The organism is Modestobacter sp. SYSU DS0904 (assembly GCF_054051115.1).
On record NZ_JBJHAQ010000010.1, the window covers coordinates 74,070 to 99,083 of the forward strand.

The following is a 25,014-nucleotide window of genomic DNA, read 5'->3' on the forward strand; positions in this document are numbered from 1 at the left end:
ACGCACCGCAGTGATCACGAGGACGTTAGATGACTCGACGGCGCATCGCCCGCGGGCAGCGCCGTACGCCGCCCGCGGATCCGGGCGTCCTGACAGCCTGCCACCGGGGTGTCCGGGGACTCACCACCGCCCCGTACCGTCGGCCGACGTGCTCGTCCTGCTTCCCCCGTCGGAGACCAAGCAGCCCGGGGGCGACGGCCCGCCGCTCGACCTGGCCGCGCTGACCGCGCCGGAGCTGACGCCGCTGCGCGCGCAGCTGGTCGACGCGCTGGTCGCCCTCGCCGCCGACGTCCCCGGCGCCCGCGCGGCGCTCGGGCTCTCGGCGAAGCAGGACGACGAGATCGCCCGCAACGCCGCGCTGCGCACCAGCCCCACGCTGCCGGCGATCGAGCGCTACACCGGCGTGCTCTACGACGCGCTGGACGTCCGGTCGCTCACCCGGGCCCAGCGGACCCGGGCGGCCGGGCGCCTGGCCGTGGGCTCGGCGCTGTTCGGCGTGGTCCGGGCCGGCGACCCGGTGCCGGCCTACCGGCTGTCGGCGGGCTCGGCGCTGCCCGGCCTGCCCACCCTGCGGTCGCTGTGGAAGCCGGCGCTCACCGACGTGCTGACCGCCACCGAGGAGCTCGTCGTCGACCTGCGCTCGGGCGCCTACGCGGAGCTGGCCCCGGTGCCCGACGCGGTCACCGTGCAGGTGCTCAGCGAGCGGCCGGACGGCACCCGCGCGGTCGTGTCCCACTTCAACAAGGCGCACAAGGGCCGGCTGGCCCGGCTGCTGGCCACCACGACGGCCGAGCCGGACTCGGTGGTGCGCCTGCGGGCGCTGTTGCGCCGGAACGGGTTGCACGTGGAACACGACGGGGGGACCCAGCTGACGCTCGTCGTCCCGGCCGATGCGGTGACCCGGTGAGTGAGGTTTCTCAGCGCTGAGAGACCGGCTAGCGTCGCCGGGGTGAGCGACGACCTCTGCACCCGCCCGGCGACCGAGCTCGCGGCGCTGGTCCGCTCCCGGGAGGTCAGCGCCCGTGAGCTCCTCGACGCCCACCTGGCGCGGATCGACCGGCTGAACCCGGCGCTCAACGCGATCGTGACGCTGGACGCCGAGGGCGCCCGCGCCGCCGCCGACGCCGCCGACGCCCAGCTGGCCGCGGGAGAACCGGTCGGCCCGCTGCACGGTCTGCCGGTGGCGCACAAGGACACGCACCGGACCGGCGGCATGCGGACGACGTGGGGCTCGCCGCTGCACGCCCACACCGTGCCCGCCCGCGACGAGCTGGCCGTCGCCCGGCTGCGCGCCGCCGGCGCGATCCGGGTGGGCAAGACGAACGTGCCGGAGTTCGCCGCCGGCTCGCACACGTTCAACACCCTGTTCGGCGCCACGCACAACCCCTACCGGCACGGCCTGTCGGCGGGCGGGTCGTCCGGCGGTGCGGCCGCGGCGCTGGCGGCCGGGCTGGTGCCGCTGGCCGAGGGCAGCGACATGGGCGGCTCGCTGCGCAACCCGGCGGCCTTCTGCAACGTCGTCGGCCTGCGCACCACGCCCGGCCGGGTGCCCACCCACCCCGCACCGATCGGCTGGTCGCAGCTGTCGGTGCAGGGCCCGATGGGCCGCACCGTGGCCGACGTCGCCCTGCAGCTGTCGGTGCTGGCCGGGCCCGACCCGCGGGTGCCGATCTCGCTGTCCGACCCCGGGCACCCCTTCGCCGCCCCGCTGCCCACCGAGCTGACCGGCCTGCGGGTCGCCTGGACGCCGGACCTCGGCGGCCGGGTGCCCGTCGACCCGGCGATCACCGAGGTGCTGATGGCCCAGCTCGGCGTCTTCCGCGAGCTCGGCGCCACCGTGGACGAGGACTGCCCCGACCTGCGCGGCGCCGACGAGGTGTTCGGGGTGCTGCGCGCCTGGCTGTTCGAGGCGAGCTTCGGCGACCTGGTCCGGCTCGAGCCCGGTGCGTTCAAGGAGACGATCCGCTGGAACGCCGCACGGGGCGCGGAGCTGACCGGGGCCGACGTCGGCCGGGCCGAGGTCGCGCACACGACGCTGTACGAGCGCGTCGTGGCGTTCTTCGAGCGGTACGACGTGCTGCTCGCCCCGACCACCCAGGTGCTGCCCTTCCCGGTGGAGGTCGAGTACCCGAGCGAGGTGAACGGGGTGGCGTTCGACGACTACCTGGGCTGGATGCGCTCCTGCACGCTGATCTCGGCCACCGGCTGCCCCGCGCTGTCGGTACCGGGGGGCTTCACCGCCGACGGGCTGCCGGTCGGCCTGCAGATCGTCGGCCCGCCCCGGGCGGACCGCCGGGTGCTGGAGGTCGGCCACGCATTCGAGCAGGCCACCGGCCACGGCCTCCGGCGCCCCGAGCTCTGAGGACGCCGCAGGGAGCCGGCGTCAGGCCTGGTCGGGCGTGTCGGCCGCGCGGTAGGCGCCGCCCGTGCCGGGCACGCCGGCGGGGCGGTGCGCCCGGGCCTCCATGGTGTGCTCGTGGCGGCGGGCGAAGAGCACCGTGCCGACGAGGAACAGCCCGGAGAGGACCAGGACGACGGCGCTGACGGCGTTCACGAAGGGCAGGTCCAGCCCGGCCAGCACGAGCACGCCGGCGGCGACCAGGGCCAGGGCGGCGACGGTGGCGAGGACGGCCCGCCAGGGGCTCCGGCCGACCTCCTCGACGCCCGCCACGGCCCGGTCCTGGGCGTAGTCCAACGGCTTCCTCGCCCAGGCGAACCGGGTGGCCAGCACCGCCAGCCCGGCGGCGACGAGGACGAACCCCGGGCCGGGCAGCACCAGGAGGGCGATGCCGGCGAGGGTCAGCAGGCCACCGAGGGTGGCGACGGCGACGGTCTTCACGATCCGGTTGTGCCCCACATGTCTGCGGGTCATGCCCGCCGGCGTCACCGGACGCGGCGGCGCAGCCCGCGCAGGGTGCGGACGGCGACGAGCAGCTCGGCGAGCTCGTGCCGCTCCCCGCTCGCCAGCTCCTCCAGCTGGACCGCGGCGCGCTGCTGGGTGACGTCCCAGGCGTCGGCCCACCGGCCGACCAGGGCGTCCGCCGGCTCGTCGTCGGAGCCGCGCAGGCCCAGCACGTCGGCGGCGAGCCTGACCTGCTCGGCGGCGAGGTCGTCACGCAGCGAGGTGCGGGCGATGGAGTCCCAGCGCCGGTTGCGCGGCAACGCGATGACCAGCTCCCGCAGCGGGACCAGCCCCAGCCGCTCCCCCAGGCACTGGGCCACCTGGCCGGCCAGCTCGATCGGCGCGCCCGTGGTCTCGGCGACGACCGCGAGGTCCAGCGCCGCCGGCAGCAGCGGCGCGACGGCCACCTCGGCGGCCAGCTCGGCCGGGACCCCGTCGGCGTGCAGCGCCGCGGCCCGCTCGGCGTAGCCGGCGGCGTCGGCGCCCAGCAGCCACCCGGGCAGCCCGGCCCGGACCGCCGCGACCGGCCCGGCGAACCGGTCGACGACCTCCTGCAGCGACGGCGCCGGCTCGGCGGTCAGCTCCGGCAGCCGGATCAGCCAGCGGGTGGCCCGCTCGGCCAGCCGGGTCGCCTCGGTGCGGATGTGCACCTGGGTGGCCGCGGGCACCCGGTTGTCCAGCTGCCGGGGTGCGTCCCAGAGCCGCTCGACGTCGAAGACGGCCCGGGCGACGGCGTGCGCCCGGACCACCGCCGCCAGCGGCGCTCCGGTCTCCTCGGCCAGCCGGAACACCCCGGTGACGCCGGCGGTGTTCACCGTGCGGTTGGTGAGCGCGGTCGCCACGATCTCCCGGCGCAGCGGGTGGTCGGCCAGCGCGGCGGCGAACCGGCTCCGCAGCGGGCCGGGGAAGTAGTCCGACAGCAGCCCGGCCAGCGCCGGGTCGTCGGGCAGCCCCGAGGCGAGCACCGCGTCGCCGGCCTCGATCTTGGCGTAGGCCAGCAGCACCGCCAGCTCCGGGCTGGTCAGCGCCAGCCCGTCGCGGCGGCGCTCGGCGATCGCCCGGTCGTCGGGCAGGAACTCCACGGCCCGGTCCAGCCGCCCCGCCCGCTCCAGCCAGCGCAGGTAGCGCTGGTGGGCGTCCAGCAGTCCCCGGGCGGCGGCGGCCTCGCTGGCCAGCGTGGCGTTCTGCGCGTGGTTGTCGGTGAGCACCGCGACGGCGACCTCGTCGGTCATCTCGGCCAGCAGCCGGGCCCGCCCGTCGGCGTCCAGCCGGCCCTCGTCGACCACCCGGTTCAACGCGATCTTGATGTTCACCTCGTGGTCGGAGGTGTCCACGCCGGCGGAGTTGTCGATGGCGTCGGTGTTCAGCCGCCCGCCGGCCAGCGCGTACTCGATCCGGCCGCGCTGGGTCAGGCCGAGGTTGCCGCCCTCGCCCACCACCCGCACCCGCAGCTCGCCGCCGTCCACCCGGACGGCGTCGTTGGCCTTGTCGCCGACGTCGGCCGCGCTCTCCGTGGCCGCCTTCACGTAGGTGCCGATGCCACCGTTGAACAGCAGGTCGACCGGGGCGAGCAGCACGGCCCGGACCAGCTCCACCGGGCTGAGCGACTCGACGCGCTCGGGCAGGCCCAGGGCGGCGCGCATGGGCGCGGAGACCGGCACCGCCTTCGCCGTCCGCGGCCACACCCCGCCCCCGGGGCTGATCAGCGACCGGTCGTAGTCCGCCCAGGAGGAGCGCGGCAGGCCGAACAGCCGCTGCCGCTCGGCGAAGGACGCGGCGGCGTCCGGCGTCGGGTCGACGAACACGTGCCGGTGGTCGAAGGCGGCGACCAGCCGCAGGTGCTCGGACAGCAGCATGCCGTTGCCGAAGACGTCGCCGGACATGTCGCCGATGCCGACGACGGTGACCTCCTGGCTCTGCACGTCGACACCGAGCTCGCGGAAGTGCCGGGTCACCGACTCCCAGGCGCCGCGGGCGGTGATGCCCATGGCCTTGTGGTCGTAGCCGACCGAGCCGCCGGAGGCGAAGGCGTCGCCCAGCCAGAAGCCGCGCTCGAGGGCCACGGCGTTGGCCAGGTCGGAGAAGGTCGCCGTGCCCTTGTCCGCGGCGACCACCAGGTAGGGGTCGTCGCCGTCGTGGCGGACCACCCGCTCCGGCGGGACGACCTCGCCCTCGACCAGGTTGTCGGTGAGGGAGAGCAGGGCGCCGATGAACATCCGGTAGCAGGCCTGCCCCTCGGCCAGCACCTCGTCGCGCGAGGCGCCCTCACCCGGCGGACGGAGGGGCACGAACCCGCCCTTGGCACCGGTGGGCACGATGACGGTGTTCTTCACCGTCTGGGCCTTGACCAGCCCGAGCACCTCGGTGCGCAGGTCCTCACGGCGGTCGCTCCACCGCAGCCCGCCCCGGGCGACCGCGCCGAAGCGCAGGTGCACCCCGAGCACCCGCGGTGAGCTGACCCAGACCTCCCGGGCCGGCCGCGGCTCGGGCAGGTCGGGCACGCTGGTCGGGTCGAGCTTCAGCGCCAGCGGCGCGCGCCCGGCGGCGACGTCGGCGGTGTAGGCGGTGGTGCGCAGGGTCGCCCGGACCGCAGCCAGCAGTGCGGTGAGGACCCGGTCGGCGTCCAGCGACGCCACCTCGCCGATCGCATCGGTCAGCGAGGCGACCAGCGCCTCGGTGCGGGACTCCCGGCCGGCGGCGCGGTCGGGGTGGAACCGGGTCTCGAAGAGCGCGACCAGGCGGGCGACGATGCCGGGGTGGGCGGCGAGGGTCTGCTGCACGTAGCCCTGCCCGAACGACAGCCCGCCCTGGCGCAGCCACTGCACGTAGGCGCGCAGCACCGCCACCTGCCGCCAGGTGAGCCCGGCCCGCAGCACCAGGGCGTTGAGCCCGTCGTCCTCGGTGCGGCCGGCCCAGACCGCGGTGACCGTGTCGGTGAACCGCTCCGGCAGGGTGCCGGCGAAGGGCACCTCGTCGGAGGGGGAGGCGAGCCCGAAGTCGTAGACCCAGGCCATCGGGGCGCCGATCCGGTCGATCTCGTAGGGCCGCTCGTCGAGCACGTCGACGCCCATGTGCTGCAGCACCGGGAGGACGTCGGACAGCAGCAGCCGCTCCCCCACCCGGTAGATCGTCAGCCGCCGCTCCCCCTCGGTGCTGCTCGACCCCACCGGCCCCCGCGGCGACCGCAGCCGCAGGTCCATCTGCCCGGGCGCGAGCCGGTCCAGCCGGGCCAGGTCGTCGACGGCGACCGCCGCCGGGAAGTCCTCCTGGTAGGCGGCGGGGAAGGCGTCGGCGACCCGGGCGAGCAGCCGGGGCGCCTCGTCGCCGTGCCGGGCGGCCAGCGCGTCGGCCAGGTCGTCGGTCCAGCTCCGGGCGGCACCGGCCAGCGCCGTCTCCAGGGCCCGGACGTCCACGTCGGGCAGCCGGGACAGCCCCCGCCGGCTGACCGGCACCCGCACGACGAAGTGCAGCCGGGTGAGCACCGACTCGCTGGAGCGCACGGTGAACTCCACCGTCGTCCCGCCCAGGTGCTCCAGCAGCAGCTGCTGCATCGCCAGCCGGACCGCGGTGGTGTAGCGGTCGCGGGGCAGGTAGACCAGCGCGGAGAAGAACCGGTCGAACGGGTCCCGCCGCAGGAAGAGCCGGGTCTGCCGGCGCTCGCGCAGGTGCAGCACCGCCAGGGCGACCGGCAGCAGCTCGTCGACGTCGACCTGCAGCAGCTCGTCCCGCGGGTAGCTCTCCAGGACGTCGAGCAGTTCCTTGCCCGAGTGGCTGTCGGCCGGCACGCCGGAGCCGGCGAGGACCGCGGCGGCGGTGCGGCGCACCAGGGGCACGTCCCGGACGCTGCTGGCGTAGGCCTCGGTGGGGAACAGGCCGACCAGCAGGTGCTGGCGCACCCGGCTGCCGGGGGTGTCGCTGGGCAGGTCGACGACGACGAGGTCCAGCCAGGCCGGACGCTGCACGGTGGACCGGGCGTCGCCCTTGGTGACCAGCACCCGGTGGCCGGTGCCGCCGCGGGCAGCGAGCGCGGCCGGGGCGACGGAGGTGACCCGGTCCGGGGAGCTGCGCAGCACGCCGAGCTCGGAGCCGGGCACCACCTCGGGCCGGGCCTCGGCCCCGACCAGCTCCACGGTCCGGGCGCCGAGGAACAGGAACGTGCCGTCGACCAGCCAGCGCAGCAGCGCCGCGGCCTCGGCCGGGTCGTCGGCCGGGTGGTCGCCACCGTCCGCGGGGAGCCGGTCCAGGGCGCCGGCCACCTGGCGGGCGCGGTCGGCGAGCGCCGCGGCGTCCTCGTGGGCGCGGCGGACGTCGGCGAGCACCCCGGCGAGTCCGGCGACCAGGTCGTCGGCGGCCTCGTCGTCGACCTGGCCGGCGAGCACCACGGCCATCCACGACTCGGCGACCGCGTCCGCGCCGCAGCCGGCGGCGTCGGCGCTGTCGCAGAACTCGGTCAGCCCGCCGACGGCGTCCCGGCGGACCACCACGACCGGGTGGACGACGTGCTCCACCACCACGCCCTGGCGGACCACCTCCGCGGTGACCGAGTCCACCAGGTAGGGCATGTCGTCGACGACCACCCGCAGCACGGCCCGCCCGCCGGCGGTCCGGTGGACGTCGACGGTGGCGGTGCCCGGCGGCCGGGAGGCGGCCAGCCGGAGGTGCGCCACCGCCAGCCCCGCGAGGTCGGCCGGGTCGTGCCCGACGATCTCGGCGGCCGGCTCACCGGCGTAGAAGCGGTGCAGCAGCGCCGCCGCGCCACCCGGGCCGAGCGGGGCGGTACCGGCGGCCGGCTCCGCGGTCGCGACCAGCGTGCCGGCGGCCTCGGCCGCCCGGTCGAGCAGCCGGCGCTTCTCCTCCTGGGCGGCCTCGAGGGCGGCCATGTCGGCACCGACGTCGGGGGAGGAACCGCGGCGGACCATGTCCGGCCACGCTAGTGGCCGCTCCCCCGGGCCGCACGTACACCGGCGAGCCGGGCGCGGCTCGCCGCCGGCTCAGCCGGCACGGGGTCAGCCGGCACGGACCTTCAGCGGCAGGATCAGCTCGGCGATCCAGCTGAACAGGGCGATGAGGAAGCCGCCGACGAGCGCCGCCCAGAAGCTCTCCACGCTGAACCGGTCGGAGATCACCGCGGTCAGGCCGAGCAGCGCGGCGTTGATCACCAGCAGGAACAGCCCGAGGGTGAGGATGATGAACGGCAACGCGAGCAACCGGACGATCGGCCCCACGATCGAGTTGATCACGGCGAACAGCAGCGCCACCCAGAGGTACGTGCCGGTCTCGCCGAAGAACCCGGTGGGGTTGCCGATCACCTCGATCCCGTCGACGAGCCGGGTGACGGCATAGATGATCGCCGCGAGCACGACGACGCGGACGGCGAACTTCCCGATCGTGGCCACGTCGGCACGCTAGCCCCCGACGATGGGCGCCACCCCCTGTTCGGCCGTCTAGCGCAGTATCGCGTCTCTGCTAGAGCAGTGCAGACACCGACAGTCGGCCGGGCACCGAACAGCACCCCGGCACACTGGGTGGGCCATGACCGACCAGCCCCGCCGTCGCCGACTGCCGGCCCCCGCCGCCGGCCGGGCCGCGCTCCTGGTCGTGCTGCTGCTCCTCGGCGCCGGCCTCGCGCTCGTCGTCGACGTGCCCGGGGTGGGCCAGGTGCGTGCGTGGCTGGACGACGCCGGCCCCGCGGGGTGGGCAGGCCTGCTGGTCGGATCGGCGCTGGCCACGCTGGCCCCGGTGCCGCGGACCGCGCTGTCGGTGCTGGCCGGGGTGCTCGCCGGGTTCTGGGGCGGGCTGGCGCTGGCGCTGACCAGCGGCGTGCTCGGTGCACTGGCCGGGTTCACCGTGGCCCGGCTGCTGGGCCGCGAGGCGGTCGCCCGCCTGGCCGGCCCACGGCTGACCCGGGCGGATGCGCTGCTCACCGACCGCGGCGTGGTGTCGGCGCTGGTCGCCCGACTGGTGCCGATCGTGCCGTTCACCCTGATCAGCTACGCCGGGGGCCTGTCCGGGATGCGGCTGCGCGACCACCTCCTGGGCTCGGCGATCGGCCTCACGCCCGGCACCGTGCTGCACGTGGCGGTGGGGGCGACCGTCGGTGCCGCCGGACTCGGCGACGGCCGGACCCTGCTGGTGACCCTGGTGCCGCTGACCCTGGCGCTCGTCGGGTTCGGGGCTGCGCACTGGTGGCGGCGGCGGGCCGCGGTGGCCGGCAGCCCCGAGCAGGAGCAGTCGGCTCTGCCGCCGTCTACCGCTCTCTAGCGCACACAGCAGAGAGCCGAAGACCGCACTCGTCACCACGACCTCCTCGTCGGCGTCCCACTCATTCGAACACACGTTCGAGGAGTCTGCTAGTCTCGCCGGCATCGGACAGCGAGTGCTCTGCCCTCGTCTGACCGCGTCTAGCGGCAGGGCTAGACATCGGCAGACGACCGTCGAGTCGTCGCTGCATGCCGTCGTCTATCCGTCTCTACCCCTTGGTCTATACGAGGCCATAGGGTGCTCGACATGGATCCCGTGCGGAACCCGTACGCCCCCGGCGCCGGGCAGCGCCCGCCCGAGCTGGCCGGCCGGGACACCGAGCTCTCCGCGTTCGACGTCGTCCTCGAGCGGATCGCGCACGGCCGGCCGGAGCGGTCGCTGGTGCTCACCGGCCTGCGCGGGGTCGGGAAGACGGTGCTGCTGAACCAGCTGCGCTCGGCGGCGATCAGCCGCGGCTGGGGCACCGGGAAGATCGAGGCCCGGCCCGACCAGTCGCTGCGCCGGCCGGTCTCCTCGGCCCTGCACATGGCCCTGCGCGAGCTGCGCCACCCCGACCAGGAGTCGATGGAGGCGGTGCTGGGGGTGCTCAAGGCGTTCGCCCTGCGCGGGTCCGACGCCTCGGCGAAGGTGCGCGAGCGCTGGCAGCCGGGGATCGACGCCCCCGCCAGCAGCGGCCGGGCCGACTCCGGGGACATGGAGATCGACCTGGTCGAGCTGCTCAGCGACGCCGCCGGCCTCGCCGCCGACGTCGGCAAGGGCATCGCGCTGTTCATCGACGAGATGCAGGACGTGCAGGCGCCCGACGTCTCGGCGATCTGCGCGGCCTGCCACGAGCTGTCCCAGCAGGGGGCCCCGCTGATCGTCGTCGGCGCGGGGCTCCCCCACCTGCCCGCGGTGCTCTCGGCGTCCAAGAGCTACTCCGAGCGGCTGTTCCGCTACCTGCGGATCGACCGGCTCGACCGGCCCGCCGCCGACCGGGCGCTGCTCGCCCCCGCCGAGCGCGAGGACGTCACCTTCGAGGCCGACGCGCTCGACGCCCTGTACGCCGCCGCCGACGGCTACCCGTACTTCGTGCAGGCCTACGGCAAGGTCACCTGGGACGTCGCCGCCTCCTCCCCCGTCACCGCGGCCGACGTGGCGATGGCCGCCCCCGCCGCCGAGGCCGAGCTCGCGGTCGGCTTCTTCGGGTCCCGCTACGACCGCGCCACCCCGGCCGAGCGCGAGTACATGCACGCGATGGCCGAGCTCGGCGGCCCGCAGGGCACCCCGGTGGCGACGGCGGAGGTGGCCGGGGCGCTCGGCCGCAAGCCGGCCTCGCTCTCCCCCGCGCGCGACTCGCTGATCAAGAAGGGCCTGGTCTACTCCGCCGAACGCGGGCAGATCGCCTTCACCGTGCCGCACTTCGGGCGCTACCTGCTCAGCCACCCCGACTGAACCGGCGGCCGTTCCACGTGCAACACCACCGGCGCGCGGGCAGGGTGAGGGCATGAGCACCGCCGGGAGCAGCAGCTACGACGTCCGCACGCCCGAGGAGATCCAGGTGCCGGTCGCCGGCGGTGACCTGGCCGCCCTGTACTGGTCCGCCGACGCGCCCGGCTCCCCCCTGGTGGTGCTGCTGCACGGCATCACCTCCAACGCCGCGACCTGGGGGCCGGTGGCCGGCGCGCTGGCCGGCGAGTGCGAGGTGGTCGCCCCCGACCTGCGCGGCCGCGCCGGCAGCGCCGGCCTGCCCGGCCCCTACGGCCTGTCCGCGCACGCCGCCGACGTCACCGCCCTGCTGGAGCACTTCGGCGCCGACGGAGAGGCCGGCGCCGACGCCACGGTGCTCGTCGGGCACTCGATGGGCGGCTTCGTCGCGACCCTGGCCACCGCCGGCCAGGCCCGCGACCTGGTGCACGGCCTGGTGCTCGTGGACGGCGGCCTCCCCTTCGCCGTCCCCCCGGCCGCCGACACCGACGACATGCTCGCCGCCTTCCTCGGCCCCACGCTCGACCGGCTGGACGTCGCCTTCCCCGACCTCGCCGCCGTCCGCGAGTTCTGGGCCGACCACCCGGTCATCGGCCGGTGGGTCGACGACCCCACGGTGGGCGCCTTCCTGGCCCGTGACCTCACCGGGGAGTCGCCGGAGCTGCGCAGCTCCGTGGTGCACGAGGCGGTCCGGGTCGACGGCGCCGACATGCTCCGCAACCAGGCGGTGCTGGAGACGACGACGAACCTGCCGGTGCCGGCCACCCTGCTGTGGGCCACCCGCGGCATGGACGGCGAGGTGCCCGGCCTCTACGACGAGGTGCGGCTGGACCGGATGAACCTCTCCGACGCGCACGTCCGCGCCCGGGAGGTGCCCGGCACCGACCACGACACGATCATCTGGTCCGCCGACGGCGTGGCCGCGATCGCCGAGGCGGTCCGGGCAGCGGCGGCGCAGGGCCGCTGACCCGGGTCAGTCCCAGGCGGGGACGGCGGCCGGCCGCGTCCGGGGGCCGGCCGCCGGCGGCCGGGGCGCGTCCACGGGGTGGCAGCGCACCGCCAGCAGGGCGACGTCGTCCTCCGCACCGCCGGCCAGCAGTTCCCGCAGCAGCTCGTCGCACAGCCGCTCCAGCGGCTCCCCCGCCAGCCGGGAGGCCGCCGCGCGCAGCCGCTGGCGGTCGGCGTCCAGGTCGCTGGTCCGCCGCTCGAAGAGCCCGTCGGTGAACAGCAGCAGCGTGCTGCCCGGCGGCAGCTCGGCCAGCCCCTCGCCGCGCGCGCCGCCCAGCCCGATGCCCAGCGGTGGCCCGACCGGCGCCTCGAGGTCGGCCACCGTGCCGTCGGGGTGCACCAGCAGCGGCACCGGGTGCCCGGCGATCGCCCAGCGCAGCCGGCGCACACCGGCGGCCCGGTCGGCGTCGTCCATCTCGATCCGGGCGACCAGGGCGGTGGCCAGGGAGGCGGCGTCCAGGCCGACCACGGCCCGGTCGACCCGCCGCAGCACCTCGCCCGGCCCGGTCTGCCGGTCGTAGGCGATGGCCCGCACCAGGGTGCGCAGCTCCGCCATCGTCGCGGCCGCCTCCAGGTCGTGGCCCATCACGTCGCCGATGACCAGCACGGTGGCGCCGTCGGGCTGGAGGAAGGAGTCGTACCAGTCGCCGCCGATGGAGACGTCCTGGGCCGCCGGGCGGTAGCGGACGGCCAGCTCCAGGGCGTCGGGCTGCACCGGCGGGGACAGCAGGCTGCGCTGCAGCCGTTCGGCCACCCGGGTCTGCGCGGTCGCCAGCCGGGCGTTGTCCAGCGCCAGCCCGGCCCGCCGGGACATGATGTCGGCGGTGCGCAGCTCGGCGTCGGTGAACGCGCCCCGCTCCGGGCCGGTCACCAGGGTGACGGCGCCGAACAGTTCGCCGCGGGCGATCAGCGGGAACGTCGCCACCGAGTGCACCCGCAGCGGCTCCAGCGCCGCCCGGGCCGCCGGGGTGGTCATCGCCACCACCTGCTGGGGCGCGATGCCCTGGATGACCACCGGCCGGCCGTCCCGCAGCGCGGTGGGCACCGGCGCGGTCGCCTGGTTGGTGCGGGCGCGCAGGTCGGCGTACCGGTGCATGTGCGGCACCATCGCCGGGTCGCGGTGGGCGCGTCCGACGTCCCGCCGGACGCCGTCCTCGACCACGCTGACCAGGCACCAGTCCGCCAGCGGCGGCACGATCAGCTCCGCGAGGCGCTGCACCGCCTCGCCGGCGTCCAGCGTGGCGGTCATCGCCTGGCTGACGTCCCCCAGCAGCAGGAGGTGCCGGCCGGCCAGCTCCGCGGCGTGCGCGGCGTCGGCGGCGCGCTCGGCCTCCTCCTCTCGGGCCGCGACCGCCTCGACGCGGGCCTGCTCGGCCGCCCGCCGTTCGGTGACGTCGTCGTAGGTGACCACCAGGCCGGCGGCCGCGGGGAAGGCGTCGACGTGGAACCACGTGCGCAGGGGCGGGTACCAGGACTCGAAGGCGACCGGCTCACCGGTGCGCGCGACGTGCTCGTACTGCCGGGCGAACTCGCTGCCGACGGCCTCCGGGAACTCCGCCCAGATCACCCGGCCCAGCAGGTCCCCGACCCGCCGCCGGAGCAGCCGGGCGCCGGCCGGGTTGACGTAGCTGAACCGCCAGTCGTGGTCGAGCACGAACAGCGGCCGGGGCATCGCGTCGACCGCCTGCAGCAACAGGTCCGCCGGCGGCGCGGCGCCGTCCGGGCTCATGGCGGTCACTCTGCCTCATGCCGGGGACATCGCTCCCCCGCCGGACCGGGAACCACCCCGGCGCGTCCTCCCGCAGGGTGACCCTGCTGCTGCGTTCGGACACATCCACGGGTGCAACGACGACGGGCCCGACGACGACGGGCCCGGGGGAACGCGGCCGAGTGGCCTCGCTCCCCCGGTCCCGGGGTCGTACGGGTGCAGCGGTGGGTCAGTGCGCCATCACGATGGACAGCGAGCCCGACCCGTAGCCGGCGACGTCGACCTTCAGGTCGATCCGGTTGAACGCCGCGGCCAGCCCGGCGATGTCCCCGGGGACGGGCTCCCCGGGAGCGTGCAGCGTGTGCAGCTTCGAGTGGTTCACGCCCTCGCCGTTGAACATGGAGGCGGCGATGTTCACCACCTCGTACAGCGCCTCGACGTGCATCGGGTAGAGCTCGCCCTCGTCGATCGCGTCCTCGAGGCCACCCTTGGGCAGCAGCGCGAGGGCGCCGGCGAGCCAGGCCCCGAGCCGCAGGTCGACCAGGCACAGCGCGGTGGTGGCCATGGTCGGGTCGACGTAGACGGCGACGGCGGGCTTGTCGTTCAGCGAGACCGGGTCCCCGGGGGAGACCACGACCTCCTTGCCGAAGAGCCCCTGGAGCATGTCGCGGACGTGCTTCGCGGTGGGCAGCGTGGCCGGCTGCACGGCGGCGGTCACGCGATCACCCCGTCCAGGGCGTCCTTGAAGGTCTCCTCGTTGAACGGCTTGGCGATGAGGAAGAGGGCACCGGCGTTGGCCGCCTTCTCCCGCATCTCCGGCGAGCCCTCCGAGGTCACGAACCCGAAGGGCACCTGGGAACCGGAGGCGCGCAGCGCCTCCAGGCACTCGATGCCGCTCATGTTGGGCATGTTCCAGTCCGACAGGACCAGGTCGGGCTTGTCCGACCCGACCTTGTCCAGGCACTGGCGGCCGTCCTCGGCCTCGATGATGTCGTGGTCGTCGTACCCGGCCTGGCGCAGGGTGCGGATCACGATCTGCCGCATGACACGGCTGTCGTCGGTCACCAGGATCTTCACTGCTGCGGCACCTCGTTCCGCTCGGTGTCCGGCGCCATGGGGGCGCCCTGGACGGTGATGGTCAGGGACTGGCCGCGCCACTGGCCGTTGATGCGGCAGACGTCGTCGAGCCGCCCGGTGGGCGGTGCGGCGCCGGTCTGGGGGAGCCCCAGGCTCGAGGGCCCGGGGAGCACGGACTTGATGTTGCCGCCGAGCACGTTCGCCAGTTCGCCCAGCGCGTCCTCGACGTCCTCGTCCTCGACCACGGTCGGCGGACGGAGCATGAGCACGCTCTCGGTGAGCGCAGCGGCCGTCTCGCTGTCGCAGGTGAGGACGACGGCGCCGTTCCACGGGCCGGAGATCGTCACCCACGCGCTGACCGGCTCGAGCGGCGGCGGGGCCGGGACGGGGATGAAGACCTCGCCGTCGCCGACCAGCGAGGGCCAGACGTCGTCGGCGATGCTCTGCACGGTCGCCGCGTCGAGCAACGCGGAGATCGGCTGGGCGAGCTCAGGGGCGGTCATGCGGGGGCACCTTCCGGGAGCAGGCCGAGGAGCGCCAGCTTGTCGCGCATCGCATCGGCGGTGAACGGTTTGATCAGGTACTCGTGCGCCCCGGCGGCCAGGGCCTTGACGATCTGCCCGTGCTCGCTCTCCGTGGTGACCATCATCAGCGTCACCTGGCGGTGGGCCGGGTTCGCGCGCACGGCGAAGACGAACTGCAGCCCGTCCATCACCGGCATGTTCCAGTCGATGCAGCAGATGTCCGGGACGAACCCGGACTCCAGGACGTCGAGGGCCAGCCGGCCGTCGCCGGCCTCCCGCACCTCCTCGTACCCGAGGTCGGTCAGGGTGCTGCCGACGATGCGCCTCATGGCGCGGGAGTCGTCGATCACGAGGGCTCGCACGGTCAGGACCCCTTCCTCGGGCGGTACGCGGAGCCACGGCCGAGCACGACCCGCTCCCAGTTGTCGTCGACCCCGAGCGTCGTCTCGGCCGCGCCCAGGAACAGCCACCCGTCGGGTCGCATGAGCTGACGGACGCGGGTCAAGATCCCCTGCTTGGTGGGGAGGTCGAAGTAGATGAGCACGTTGCGCAGGTAGACCACGTCGAACGGACCGAGCCGGGGCAGCGGCGCAGCGAGGTTGCACTCGCTCGCGGTCACCATCCGGCGCAGCTCGGGGGCGATCTCCCACTCGTTGCCGGCCCGGGTGAAGTGCCGGACCAGCATCGGCGCGGGCAGCCCGCGGTTGACCTCGAGCTGGCTGAACCGGCCGGCCCGGGTGCGCTCGACCATCTCGCGGGAGAGGTCGGTCGCGGTGATCGACACCCGGCTGGTGGCGTTCGGCAGCGCGTCGGACAGCAGCATCGCGATCGTGTAGGCCTCCTGCCCGCTGGAGCAGGCCGCCGACCAGATCTGCAGCCGCTCGTTGGGCCCGCGGGCCGCGACCAGCTGCGGCAGCACCAGGCTGGTCAGCGCGGTGAACGGGTCGCCGTCGCGGAACCAGGAGGTCTCGTTGGTGGTGAGCGCCTCGACGATCCGCCGGGTGGTCGCCGCGTCCGGGCGGTTGCGGACGGACTCGACGAGCTCGCTGACCCCGGAGAGGCCGCGCTGCTGCGCCATCGGCAGCAACCGGGCCTCGACGAGGTACTCCTTGCCCGGCTGCAGCACGATCGCGCTCTCCCGGTGCACCAGCTGGCGCACCCAGTCGAAGCTGGTGGCGGTGAGCGTCATCGCGTGCCTCCCGAGGTCGTGAGGGGGCGGACGGTGCCGCCGAACGGACGGGGGTGGGGCAGCAGGCGGGTGATCGCCTCGGCCACCCGGGACAGCGGCAGGACCTCGTCGGCGAAGCCGGCCTGGGTGACCGCGCCGGGCATGCCCCAGACCACCGAGGTGGCCTGGTCCTGGGCGATGACGGTGCCGCCGGCCTCGCGGATCTGGCCGGCACCGATCCGGCCGTCGGAGCCCATCCCGGTGAGCACGACGGCGAGCACCGCGCCGTCGTAGGCGGCCACCGCGGAGCGGAAGAGCACGTCGACGGCGGGCCGGCAGAAGTTCTCCGGCGGCGCCTGGCTCAGCGCCGTGCGCTTGTTGCCACCGCTGGAGCTGACCGTGAGGTGGTGGTCGCCGGGGGCGATGTGCACGGTGCCCGGCGCCAGCGGGGTGCCGTCGACGGCCTCGACGACCTGCAGCGGGCACAGCCGGTCCAGCCGCTGCGCGAACTGCCGGGTGAAGACCGGCGGCATGTGCTGCACGAGCAGCACGGGCACGGGCAGGGACGCCGGCAGCAGCGGCAGCACCTTGGTCAGCGCCTCCGGGCCACCGGTCGAGGAGCCGATCACCAGGACGGCGGGCTCCCTGGCGGCCCGGGTCCGGGGCGCCGGCGGCCGGGGGGCGACCGCTGCCGGGGCCGGCGCGGCGGCCGGGCCGGAGGTGATCGGCCGCCCGGTGAGCGCCTTGATCTTGGGGATGAGCTGCTCTCGGACGCTCTCCATCGACTGCGCGACGCTGCCGACGTTGGCCGGTTTGGTCACGTACTCGTTGGCACCGGCGGACAGCGCGTCCAGGGTGGCGGACGCACCGCGCTCGGTCAGCGTGCTGAACATGATGATCGGCACCCGGCTGTACGCCTGGCCGCCGGCGCGGCTGCGGATCGCCCGCACCGCCTCGATGCCGTTCATCTCCGGCATCTCGATGTCCATCGTGACCAGGTCGGGCTTGAGCTGCTCGAGCTTGGCCACGGCCAGCCGGCCGTTGGCGGCCGTGCCCACGACCTGGATCATCGGATCCCCGGAGAGGACGTCCGTCACGATCTTGCGGACGACGACCGAGTCGTCGACCACCATCACCTTGATCTTGTCCACGCGCTCCCCCGCTGCCGATGTACCGGCCAGGTGGGCCGCACACGACTTTCATCGGCATCCGCTGCCTTCTCTTGAGTGCAGCGGGGGGACGAGCTGAGCACTACCCCGCGAGGGGGAGCGACCTCCCGGTCACCATCGCCCACGGCGCACCGAGGACGGTCAACGACTCCTCGTCGAGCAGGTCGGACATGGCCAGGCCCTGCACGCACCCGGCCAGCGCGTTCCAGACGCCCTCGGCGCCGTCGCGGGAGGTGAAGCCGCTCTCGGTGAACGCGGTGACCGCCATGAGCTGCGCGGCGGCGAGGGTGCGGGTGCGGCCGGACACGTGGGCGGCCCAGGCGGCACCGTGCATCGCGGCAGCCCAGGGCCGCCGCTGCGCCCGGCCGACCTCGACGGCCAACCGCCAGCGGCGGCGGCCGGTCTCGCCCAGCCCGCGGACCTCGTCGAGCAGCTCGGCCAGCCCCGCGGTCGCGGGGCCGAGGTCCGGGCGCGGAGCGGGCTCCAGCGCCGTCGCCGTGGCGTAGGGGGCGGTGAGCTCCTGCCGGACCGGGCGGGCGAGGGCCTCGGCGGCCCACCAGCCGGTGGCGGCGTCGGCCAGCACGTCGGCGGCGACCGCCGCCACGGCCGGGTCGAGGTCGGCGACCACCGGGTGCTCGGCGCCGAGGACGTCGTCGCGCACCAGGCGCTCGAGTGCGGGGGTGTTGCCGATCGTGCCCCGCTCGAGCAGTGCGACGAGCCGGGCGTCGCGCTCGCCGCCGCCCTCGCCGGTGGTGGGGACCGCGCCGGGGACGTCACGCAGCTGGGGCACGCCGGCGGCGGCCAGCTCGTGCGCCCGGCGGGCCCGGACGGCGAGTTCGGCGCGCTCCGCGGCGGGCCGGCCGGCGCCCGGGTGGGCCGCCGCGAGCCGGTGCAGGGTCGCGGCGTCGGCGCCCAGACCGGTCAGCAGCACGTCGGCGACCTGGCCGCCGGCGGGCAGGCGGACGAGGTCGAAGCCGAGCGTCGCCGCGCTGACCAGGGAGTAGGGCACGTCGCCTCCTGTGGAAGTTGGTGCACCCATCGTGGAGGTGACGGCCGGAGTGCGCCACGCGGCCGTCACCCGGTCGCGCGACAGCGACCGGGGGCGGGCTGCGCGTTTGCATCGTTCGGTCAGGATCCGGCAACACAGCGTGAACATCCCGTCACCCGGACGATGACACCCGGGCACGACGACGGCCGTCGTCCCCCGGACTGCGGGGACGACGGCCGTCGCGACCGGGTACGTGCTCAGAAGGTGAACCGGGCGACGCTCCCCCGCAGGTCACTGGCCATCCGGGACAGCTCGTCGACCGCCTGCCGGGTCTGGGTCAGCGCCTGCGTGGTCGACGCCGCAGCCGACGACACCCCGGTGATGTTCGCCGCGATCTCCGTCGACCCGCCCGCGGCCTCCTGCACCGACCGCGACATCTCGTTCGTCGTCGCCGTCTGCTCCTCCACCGCGCTGGCGATGGTCAGCTGGAAGTCGTTGATCGACCCGATCACCTCACTGATCCGCCCGATCGCCGCCACCGCACCCGAGGTGTCGCCCTGGATCGCCTCCACCCGCCGGGCGATGTCCTCCGTCGCCCGCGCGGTCTCCTGCGCCAGCTCCTTCACCTCGTTCGCCACCACCGCGAACCCCTTGCCGGCGTCACCGGCCCGCGCGGCCTCGATGGTGGCGTTCAGCGCCAGCAGGTTCGTCTGCTCCGCGATGCTCGTGATCGCCTTGACCACCGCACCGATCTCCTGAGACGACGTGCCGAGCTTGGTGATCGTCTCCGTCGTCGACTGCGCCTCGGCCACCGCCTGCGCCGCCACCCGGGCCGCCTCGTTCGCGTTCTGGCTGATCTCCCGGATCGACGCCCCCATCTCCTCCGCACCCGCGGCCACCGTGCCCACGTTCCGCGACACCTCCTCCGCCGCCGAGGACACCACCCCGGACTGCGCCGAGGTCTCCTCCGCCGACGCCGAGATCTGCGCCGACGACGCGCTCAACTCCTCCGACGACGCCGCCACCGCGTCCGCCGAGGCGACCACCGACGCCATCACCGAGCGGAGGTTCTCCTGGGCCGCGGCGAGCGACTGCGCCATCTGGCCGATCTCGTCCCGGTCACGGGCCTCCGGAGCGCGGGTCAGGTCGCCCGCAGCCATCGCCTGGATGGACCCCTGCACCGAACGCACGGTGGTGAGCAGCCGGCGGACGACGAGGAAGGCGAGTGCGGCGGCGACGACGACTGCCGTCACCGAGATCGTCAGGAGCAGGGTGATCGAGGCGCGCGCCTCCTCGGCGGCGGTCACGTTGCGCGCAGCGGCCTGCTCGGACTGGGCGATGCCCTCCTCCTCCAGCCCGTCGGCGATGTCGTCGAAGTACGGCTGCATGGTCTCCCGCACCAGCTGGGCGTAGCCGCCCAGGTCGCCGGAAGCGCCCAGCGGGAAGGCGGTCGTCGTCAGCAGGTCCAGCAACCCGGAGCGGGCGTCCAGGTACTTGTCCATCGCGGCCTGGTCGACGACGTGGGGTTGGTACTCGGCCAGCGCGGCATCCACGTCGGCCTGCTTCTCGTCCATCTGACCGACCAGCTCCTGCTGGCGGGCCGGGTCGGAGAAGGCGTACTCGAGCACCCGTGCACGGTGCGCCGCGGTGGCGCGCTGCACCGCGGAGAGGGCGTTGAGCGGCTTGAGGTTCTCGGCGTAGATCGCCTCCTGGTCGGCGTGCATGTCGTTCATCCGCGTCACCGCCAGGAGGTTGGTGCCCAGGACGACGACGGCGAGGAGCGCGATGACCGCGCCGATCTTGACGCCGATCGGCCGGTCGGCGAACCACGCGAGCCTCCGGCTGGGTGAGGCGACCGTGCTCATGAGTTCTCCAAGGTGTGCGGGGGGGACTGGGGACCGCGCCGCTGGCGGCCCCACTCGATCCCCCGTCTCGGCGGACCGGCTTACCGGGGGATCGTGGCGGGTTGAAACCGCCTCCACGGCCCGTCGGGCTGCGTGTCGCGGCGACCCCCGCGAGATCGTCGGGTCACCGGTCCGGGGCAGCTCCTTGTCGACAGCGGTCGACCGGTGACCGCGGCCCGGGCACGACGACGGCCGTCGCCCCCCCGGACTGCGGGGACGACGGCCGTCAGCCGTGCGCTGCGTCAGAAGGTGAAGCGGGCGACGCTCCCCCGCAGGTCGCTGGCCATCCGGGACAGCTCGTCGACCGCCTGCCGGGTCTGACCCAGCGCCTGCGTGGTCGACGCCGCAGCCGACGACACCCCGGTGATGTTCGCGGCGATCTCCGTCGACCCGCCCGCGGCCTCCTGCACCGACCGCGACATCTCGTTCGTCGTCGCCGTCTGCTCTTCCACCGCGCTGGCGATGGTCAGCTGGAAGTCGTTGATCGACCCGATCACCTCACTGATCCGCCCGATCGCCGCCACCGCCCCCGACGTGTCGCCCTGGATCGCCTCCACCCGACGCGCGATGTCCTCCGTCGCCCGCGCCGTCTCCTGGGCCAGCTCCTTCACCTCGTTCGCGACCACCGCGAAGCCCTTCCCGGCCTCGCCGGCCCGGGCGGCCTCGATCGTGGCGTTGAGCGCCAGCAGGTTCGTCTGCTCCGCGATGCTGGTGATCACCTTCACCACCGCACCGATCTCGGTCGAGGAGGTCCCGAGCTTCGTGATGGTCTCCGTCGTCGACTGCGCCTCGGTCACCGCGGAGGCCGCGACCCGGGCCGCCTCGTTCGCGTTCTGGCTGATCTCCCGGATCGACGCGCCCATCTCCTCCGCGCCCGCGGCCACCGTCGCGACGTTCCGGGACACCTCCTCGGCAGCCGAGGACACCACGCCGGACTGGGCCGAGGTCTCCTCAGCGGAGGAGGAGATCTGTGCCGAGGACGCACTCAGCTGCTCCGACGACGCCGCCACCGCATCCGCCGAGGCGACCACCGACGCCATCACCGAGCGCAGGTTCTCCTGGGCCGTGTCCAGCGCGGCCGCCATCCGGCCGACGTCATCCCGCTGATCGACCCCGGTCGCCTGGGTCAGGTCACCCTCGGCCAGCCGCTCGGCGGAGTGGCGGACCCGCGCCAGCGCACCGCTGATCGACCGTGCGGTCACGACGCCGAGGCCCAGGGCGAGCGCGCTGCCGACGCCGACCAGGACGACGAGCCAGGTGCGGGTGGCGGAGTAGGCGTCCGCCGCGGCGTCCGCACTGTCGGCGGCGATCGACGCCTGGAGGTCGGCAAGCGCCTGCAGGTCGGCGACGATCTCCTCGCTCAGCGGCGCGACCTGGGTGGTGCGGAGCTCGATGAACTCGGGGGACTGCGCCTTCCCGGCCGCCGCCAGTGCGTCGAGCTGCACGCCGAGTTCGATGTAGCGGTCGATGTCGGCGAGCGAGGTGTCCAGCGCGGCCCGGACCGCCGCCGTGGGCGTGGTCTCCGAGCGCATCTGCTCACCCGCGGCGGCGAGCGCGGCGCGGGCTTCGTCCCGCTGGACGATGAAGCGCTCCTTCGCCGCCGGGTCGGCGGAGTAGGTGCCGTTCGTCGAGGCGAACCGGCTGGCGAGGAACTGGAAGCGGATCTCCTGGGCCAGCTGCCCACCGAGGACGTTCTGCCGGTGCATGTCCGCGGTGCGGTCGGCCGAGGTGGACAACGCGCTCAGTCCGACCAGGCCGGTGCCCACGGCGACGAAGACGGCCAGGGCCACCGCGAGGGCGATCTTCGTGGTGACGGCGAGGTCTCGGAAACGGGACCCGGGGGAGGACCTGCGCATTGCAATCGTGCCTTTCCTGGTGCTGCCGGAGGGGCCTTGCGTTCCGCCCATCATGTGGCTGCACACCACCAGGATTCGCCCGCCGGCGAGCGCGTCGCGCTGCTTTCCCGGAAAGGTCGCCGATGAGCCGGAACAGTCGCTCTGTCGACAGTTCCAGCTGACCGGCCACCACCCGGCTCACCGGTGGCGGATTCGCCCTGCGGGAAGATGATGATGCACACTTCGCCCGCGGCCGCCATTCATCGCGGCGTGTCCGATGGTGCGGCAGATCGCGCGGCATGCACACCGCGACACCCGGGAATGACGAGGGCCGTGGCGCGCTCAGAAGGTGAAGCGGGCGACGCTCCCCCGCAGGTCACTGGCCATCCGGGACAGCTCGTCGACCGCCTGCCGGGTCTGACCCAGCGCCTGCGTGGTCGACGCCGCAGCCGACGACACCCCGGTGATGTTCGCGGCGATCTCCGTCGACCCGCCGGCTGCCTCCTGCACCGACCGCGACATCTCGTTCGTCGTCGCCGTCTGCTCCTCCACCGCGCTGGCGATGGTCAGCTGGAAGTCGTTGATCGACCCGATCACCTCACTGATCCGCCCGATCGCCGCCACCGCCCCCGACGTGTCGCCCTGGATCGCCTCCACCCGACGCGCGATGTCCTCCGTCGCCCGCGCGGTCTCCTGGGCCAGCTCCTTCACCTCGTTCGCCACCACGGCGAAGCCCTTGCCGGCGTCCCCGGCCCGCGCGGCCTCGATGGTGGCGTTCAGCGCCAGCAGGTTCGTCTGCTCCGCGATCGAGGTGATGGCCTTGACCACCTCACCGATCTCCCGGGAGCTGTCGCCCAGCTTGGTCACCGTGAGCGTGGTGGCCTCCGCCTCGGCCACCGCGGAGGCCGCGACCCGCGCCGCCTCGTTCGTGTTCTGGCTGATCTCCCGGATCGACGCGCCCATCTCCTCCGCGCCCGCGGCCACCGTGCCCACGTTGCGCGACACCTCCTCCGCCGCCGAGGAGACGACGTTGGACTGCGCCGAGGTCTCCTCCGCCGACGCCGAGATCTGCGCCGAGGACGCCGACAGCTCCTCCGACGAGGCCGCCACCGCATCCGCCGAGGCGACCACCGAGGTCATCACCGACCGCAGCTCGACCACCGCGGCGTCCAGCGAAGCACCCATCCGGCCCAGCTCGTCCTGGGTGGTCAGCCCGCTGGTGCGGGTCAGGTCGCCGGCGGCCAGCCCCTCGGCGACCGCCTGCACCCGGCCGGCGGCGCGGGAGATCGAGCGGGCGACGAACCAGCCCAGCCCCAGGGCGATCGCCACGCCCAGCACGATCAGCACCAGCGACAGGGTGCGCTGCTTCTCGTAGAGGTCGCGGTTGGTGGCCACCATCGCCGCGGCCTCGGCCGACTCCATCGCGGTGAGCTCCTGGATGCCCTCGATCGCCGAGGTCACGGGCGGGGCGCCCCCACTGGCGTTCTGGGCCATCCACGCCTGGTAGTCCCCGGCCTGGGCGAGCGGCACCAGCACGGTCTGCTGGAACTGGAGGTACTGGCCGACGTCGGCGACGATCCCGTCGAGCAGCTCCAGCTTGCCGGGATCGTCGGTGGCAGCCCGGTAGTCCTCCGAGGTGGCCCGGAAGGTCTCGCCGAGCTCGTCGATCTGCGCGACGGCGGCCTGCGGGTCGGCCCCGAGGATGGTGTCGCGCAGGTTGACCCGCATGTCCCCGATCCGGGCGTCCATCTCCGCGGCGGCGGCGATCCCGAGCAGGTTGTCCGCGTACAGGGTGTCGGCGGCGTCGGCCGAGCCGCCGAGCGCCGTCAGGCCCATCACGCCGATGCCGGCGGCGACGGCGCTGGCGACGCCGGCGGTGGCCAGGACCTTGGTCCGGACACTGCGATCGCCCCACCAGGAGCGCTGGGAGGACGGGGTGGCGGGTGCGTGCATGGCGGGCTCCAGAACAGCAGGTGAAAAGTTCGTCGGAGTCCATGGTGCGGGATACGGAAATGCGCTGTACCCGTTCTCCGCACGTGTCGCGCAGCCGGTCGGGGTATTTCTGGGTGACCATTCTCCCCGGTGTCCATATCGACACTCCAGGCTCTTTCTGACGCTCCTGCCCCAGAACGCCACCGCGGCCACCACCTCACCCGGGGAAGGGGGCGGGGCGGTGGCCGCGGGGTGGTGCGGTCCCGGTCGAGTGACCGTCGTCCGGGACGGGGTGTTCGGCTTTCCGGAGGTGGGGGGGGGGGGGGGGGGGGGGGGGGGGGGGGGGGGGGGGGGGGGGCGCCGCCCCCCCCCCCCCCCCCCCCCCCCCCCCCCCCCACGACACCATTCTCCCGGTGACCGGGCCCGTTGTCGCGCATTTCCCGAAGATTGCCGGGTGACCATTCTCGGGAATCGACGAGTCGACCCCGCGGGTCGGTCACCGGTACGCCGACGGCCGCCGGCCCCCGGGGAGGAGGCGCGGCGGCCGTCGTGGTGGTTCGGTCAGGCCCCGCTGCAGGGGCCCGCCGCGAGCGAGCGAGCGGTGGGGGCAGCGGGGTCCTTCTTCAGGTCCCGACCGCGCGGTTGACGTCGAGGGCGAGCAGCAGCTGGCCGTCGAGCTTGTAGGCGCCCCGGATCAGGTCGCGGGCCGCGCCGTCGAGGGTGTCCGGCGGGGTCTCGAAGTCCCGGACGTTGACGTCGACGACGTCGGCGATGCTGTCGACCAGCAGGCTCACCGCCTCACCCCGCAGGCGGACGACGATGACGACCGCCTCCTGCCCCTCCGGACGGGGCTTGCGGCCCAGCCGCTCGCGGAGCTCGATGGCGGTGACCACCTGGCCGCGGAGGTTGATCAGCCCGGCCACGGCGGGCGGCGCGAGCGGGACCCGGGTGATCCCCTGGCTGCGCAGCACCTCCTGGACGTGCTCCACCTCCACCCCGAAGAGGTCACCGTCGAGCCAGAACGTGGCCAGCTGCGCACTGGCCGGCATCGTGGCGGTCGCGCTGCTCATG

The 25,014-nt window shown here is 74.6% G+C and carries 20 protein-coding genes; 5 read left to right on the forward strand and 15 right to left on the reverse strand.

What is annotated here, in order from left to right:
- Nucleotides 1–148: 148 nt before the first annotated feature.
- Both yaaA and ACI79U_RS09215 read left to right on the forward strand, forming a co-directional pair.
- Nucleotides 149–907 (forward strand): peroxide stress protein YaaA, encoded by a 759-nt coding sequence (yaaA, locus tag ACI79U_RS09210; protein ID WP_457066712.1) that lies wholly within the window; start codon nucleotides 149–151, stop codon nucleotides 905–907.
- A 42-nt stretch (nucleotides 908–949) separates the two neighbouring features.
- Nucleotides 950–2,362 (forward strand): amidase, encoded by a 1,413-nt coding sequence (locus ACI79U_RS09215; RefSeq protein ID WP_457066715.1) that lies wholly within the window; start codon nucleotides 950–952, stop codon nucleotides 2,360–2,362.
- A 21-nt stretch (nucleotides 2,363–2,383) separates the two neighbouring features.
- Here ACI79U_RS09215 and ACI79U_RS09220 read toward each other — a convergent pair whose 3' ends face one another.
- The 3 genes from ACI79U_RS09220 to ACI79U_RS09230 form a co-directional block, all read right to left on the reverse strand.
- A complete protein-coding gene (locus ACI79U_RS09220) occupies nucleotides 2,384–2,872 on the reverse strand; it encodes a PGPGW domain-containing protein (protein ID WP_457066717.1) in 489 nt (162 codons plus the stop codon).
- Nucleotides 2,873–2,883: 11 nt separating this feature from the next.
- Nucleotides 2,884–7,821: an NAD-glutamate dehydrogenase gene (locus tag ACI79U_RS09225; protein WP_457066719.1), complete on the reverse strand. Its 4,938-nt coding sequence runs from the start codon at nucleotides 7,819–7,821 to the stop codon at nucleotides 2,884–2,886.
- Between the two features lie 87 nt (nucleotides 7,822–7,908).
- The gene (locus ACI79U_RS09230) at nucleotides 7,909–8,298 is read right to left on the reverse strand and encodes a phage holin family protein (protein ID WP_457066721.1); all 390 of its coding nucleotides are present in this window, start codon (nucleotides 8,296–8,298) and stop codon (nucleotides 7,909–7,911) included.
- 136 nt (nucleotides 8,299–8,434) lie between these two features.
- On the opposite strand from ACI79U_RS09230, the gene ACI79U_RS09235 reads away from it, so the two are divergent.
- The 3 genes from ACI79U_RS09235 to ACI79U_RS09245 all read left to right on the forward strand — a co-directional run bounded on the left by ACI79U_RS09235 (nucleotide 8,435) and on the right by ACI79U_RS09245 (nucleotide 11,597).
- Entirely contained in the window at nucleotides 8,435–9,163 is a 729-nt protein-coding gene (locus ACI79U_RS09235; protein WP_457066724.1) for a TVP38/TMEM64 family protein, read from the forward strand.
- Nucleotides 9,164–9,409: 246 nt separating this feature from the next.
- Nucleotides 9,410–10,597 (forward strand): AAA family ATPase, encoded by a 1,188-nt coding sequence (locus ACI79U_RS09240; protein WP_457066727.1) that lies wholly within the window; start codon nucleotides 9,410–9,412, stop codon nucleotides 10,595–10,597.
- A gap of 52 nt (nucleotides 10,598–10,649) precedes the next feature.
- On the forward strand, nucleotides 10,650–11,597 hold the full coding sequence (locus ACI79U_RS09245) for an alpha/beta fold hydrolase (RefSeq protein ID WP_457066730.1): 948 nt from the start codon (nucleotides 10,650–10,652) through the stop codon (nucleotides 11,595–11,597).
- A gap of 6 nt (nucleotides 11,598–11,603) precedes the next feature.
- Here the strand turns inward: ACI79U_RS09245 and ACI79U_RS09250 are convergent, their stop codons facing one another.
- From ACI79U_RS09250 to ACI79U_RS09305, 12 genes are all read right to left on the reverse strand, one after another.
- Entirely contained in the window at nucleotides 11,604–13,367 is a 1,764-nt protein-coding gene (locus ACI79U_RS09250) for a SpoIIE family protein phosphatase (RefSeq protein WP_457066733.1), read from the reverse strand.
- Nucleotides 13,368–13,575: 208 nt separating this feature from the next.
- Complete coding sequence (locus ACI79U_RS09255) at nucleotides 13,576–14,064, reverse strand: hypothetical protein (protein ID WP_457066736.1); 489 nt, start codon at nucleotides 14,062–14,064, stop codon at nucleotides 13,576–13,578.
- On the reverse strand, nucleotides 14,061–14,423 hold the full coding sequence (locus ACI79U_RS09260; RefSeq protein WP_457066739.1) for a response regulator: 363 nt from the start codon (nucleotides 14,421–14,423) through the stop codon (nucleotides 14,061–14,063). Before ACI79U_RS09260 ends, ACI79U_RS09255 begins: the two co-directional genes overlap by 4 nt.
- Nucleotides 14,420–14,926: a chemotaxis protein CheX gene (locus ACI79U_RS09265; RefSeq protein WP_457066742.1), complete on the reverse strand. Its 507-nt coding sequence runs from the start codon at nucleotides 14,924–14,926 to the stop codon at nucleotides 14,420–14,422. Before ACI79U_RS09265 ends, ACI79U_RS09260 begins: the two co-directional genes overlap by 4 nt.
- On the reverse strand, nucleotides 14,923–15,309 hold the full coding sequence (locus ACI79U_RS09270) for a response regulator (protein ID WP_457066745.1): 387 nt from the start codon (nucleotides 15,307–15,309) through the stop codon (nucleotides 14,923–14,925). The genes ACI79U_RS09265 and ACI79U_RS09270 overlap by 4 nt, the downstream gene beginning before the upstream one ends.
- 2 nt (nucleotides 15,310–15,311) lie before the next feature.
- Nucleotides 15,312–16,136, reverse strand: a complete 825-nt coding sequence (locus ACI79U_RS09275; RefSeq protein ID WP_457066748.1) for a CheR family methyltransferase — start codon at nucleotides 16,134–16,136, stop codon at nucleotides 15,312–15,314.
- A complete protein-coding gene (locus ACI79U_RS09280; protein WP_457066751.1) occupies nucleotides 16,133–17,266 on the reverse strand; it encodes a protein-glutamate methylesterase/protein-glutamine glutaminase in 1,134 nt (377 codons plus the stop codon). The genes ACI79U_RS09275 and ACI79U_RS09280 overlap by 4 nt, the downstream gene beginning before the upstream one ends.
- 100 nt (nucleotides 17,267–17,366) lie before the next feature.
- Entirely contained in the window at nucleotides 17,367–18,293 is a 927-nt protein-coding gene (locus ACI79U_RS09285; protein WP_457066754.1) for a hypothetical protein, read from the reverse strand.
- Nucleotides 18,294–18,529: 236 nt separating this feature from the next.
- The gene (locus ACI79U_RS09290; protein ID WP_457066757.1) at nucleotides 18,530–20,137 is read right to left on the reverse strand and encodes a methyl-accepting chemotaxis protein; all 1,608 of its coding nucleotides are present in this window, start codon (nucleotides 20,135–20,137) and stop codon (nucleotides 18,530–18,532) included.
- 281 nt (nucleotides 20,138–20,418) lie between these two features.
- Complete coding sequence (locus ACI79U_RS09295) at nucleotides 20,419–22,032, reverse strand: methyl-accepting chemotaxis protein (protein WP_457066760.1); 1,614 nt, start codon at nucleotides 22,030–22,032, stop codon at nucleotides 20,419–20,421.
- Between the two features lie 321 nt (nucleotides 22,033–22,353).
- Complete coding sequence (locus ACI79U_RS09300) at nucleotides 22,354–23,964, reverse strand: methyl-accepting chemotaxis protein (RefSeq protein WP_457066763.1); 1,611 nt, start codon at nucleotides 23,962–23,964, stop codon at nucleotides 22,354–22,356.
- A 602-nt stretch (nucleotides 23,965–24,566) separates the two neighbouring features.
- Nucleotides 24,567–25,013, reverse strand: a complete 447-nt coding sequence (locus ACI79U_RS09305; protein WP_457066766.1) for a chemotaxis protein CheW — start codon at nucleotides 25,011–25,013, stop codon at nucleotides 24,567–24,569.
- Between the last annotated feature and the right edge of the window lies 1 nt (nucleotide 25,014).

Coding starts and splice junctions, on each gene's coding strand:
- ACI79U_RS09245 (WP_457066730.1), top strand. CDS start 10,650: ATGAGCACCGCCGGGAGCAGCAGCTACGACGTCCGCACGCCCGAGGAG.
- ACI79U_RS09240 (WP_457066727.1), top strand. CDS start 9,410: ATGGATCCCGTGCGGAACCCGTACGCCCCCGGCGCCGGGCAGCGCCCG.
- ACI79U_RS09265 (WP_457066742.1), bottom strand. CDS start 14,926: ATGACCGCCCCTGAGCTCGCCCAGCCGATCTCCGCGTTGCTCGACGCG.
- ACI79U_RS09290 (WP_457066757.1), bottom strand. CDS start 20,137: ATGAGCACGGTCGCCTCACCCAGCCGGAGGCTCGCGTGGTTCGCCGAC.
- ACI79U_RS09225 (WP_457066719.1), bottom strand. CDS start 7,821: ATGGTCCGCCGCGGTTCCTCCCCCGACGTCGGTGCCGACATGGCCGCC.
- ACI79U_RS09275 (WP_457066748.1), bottom strand. CDS start 16,136: ATGACGCTCACCGCCACCAGCTTCGACTGGGTGCGCCAGCTGGTGCAC.
- ACI79U_RS09235 (WP_457066724.1), top strand. CDS start 8,435: ATGACCGACCAGCCCCGCCGTCGCCGACTGCCGGCCCCCGCCGCCGGC.
- ACI79U_RS09250 (WP_457066733.1), bottom strand. CDS start 13,367: ATGAGCCCGGACGGCGCCGCGCCGCCGGCGGACCTGTTGCTGCAGGCG.
- ACI79U_RS09300 (WP_457066763.1), bottom strand. CDS start 23,964: ATGCACGCACCCGCCACCCCGTCCTCCCAGCGCTCCTGGTGGGGCGAT.
- ACI79U_RS09295 (WP_457066760.1), bottom strand. CDS start 22,032: ATGCGCAGGTCCTCCCCCGGGTCCCGTTTCCGAGACCTCGCCGTCACC.
- ACI79U_RS09220 (WP_457066717.1), bottom strand. CDS start 2,872: ATGACCCGCAGACATGTGGGGCACAACCGGATCGTGAAGACCGTCGCC.
- ACI79U_RS09305 (WP_457066766.1), bottom strand. CDS start 25,013: ATGAGCAGCGCGACCGCCACGATGCCGGCCAGTGCGCAGCTGGCCACG.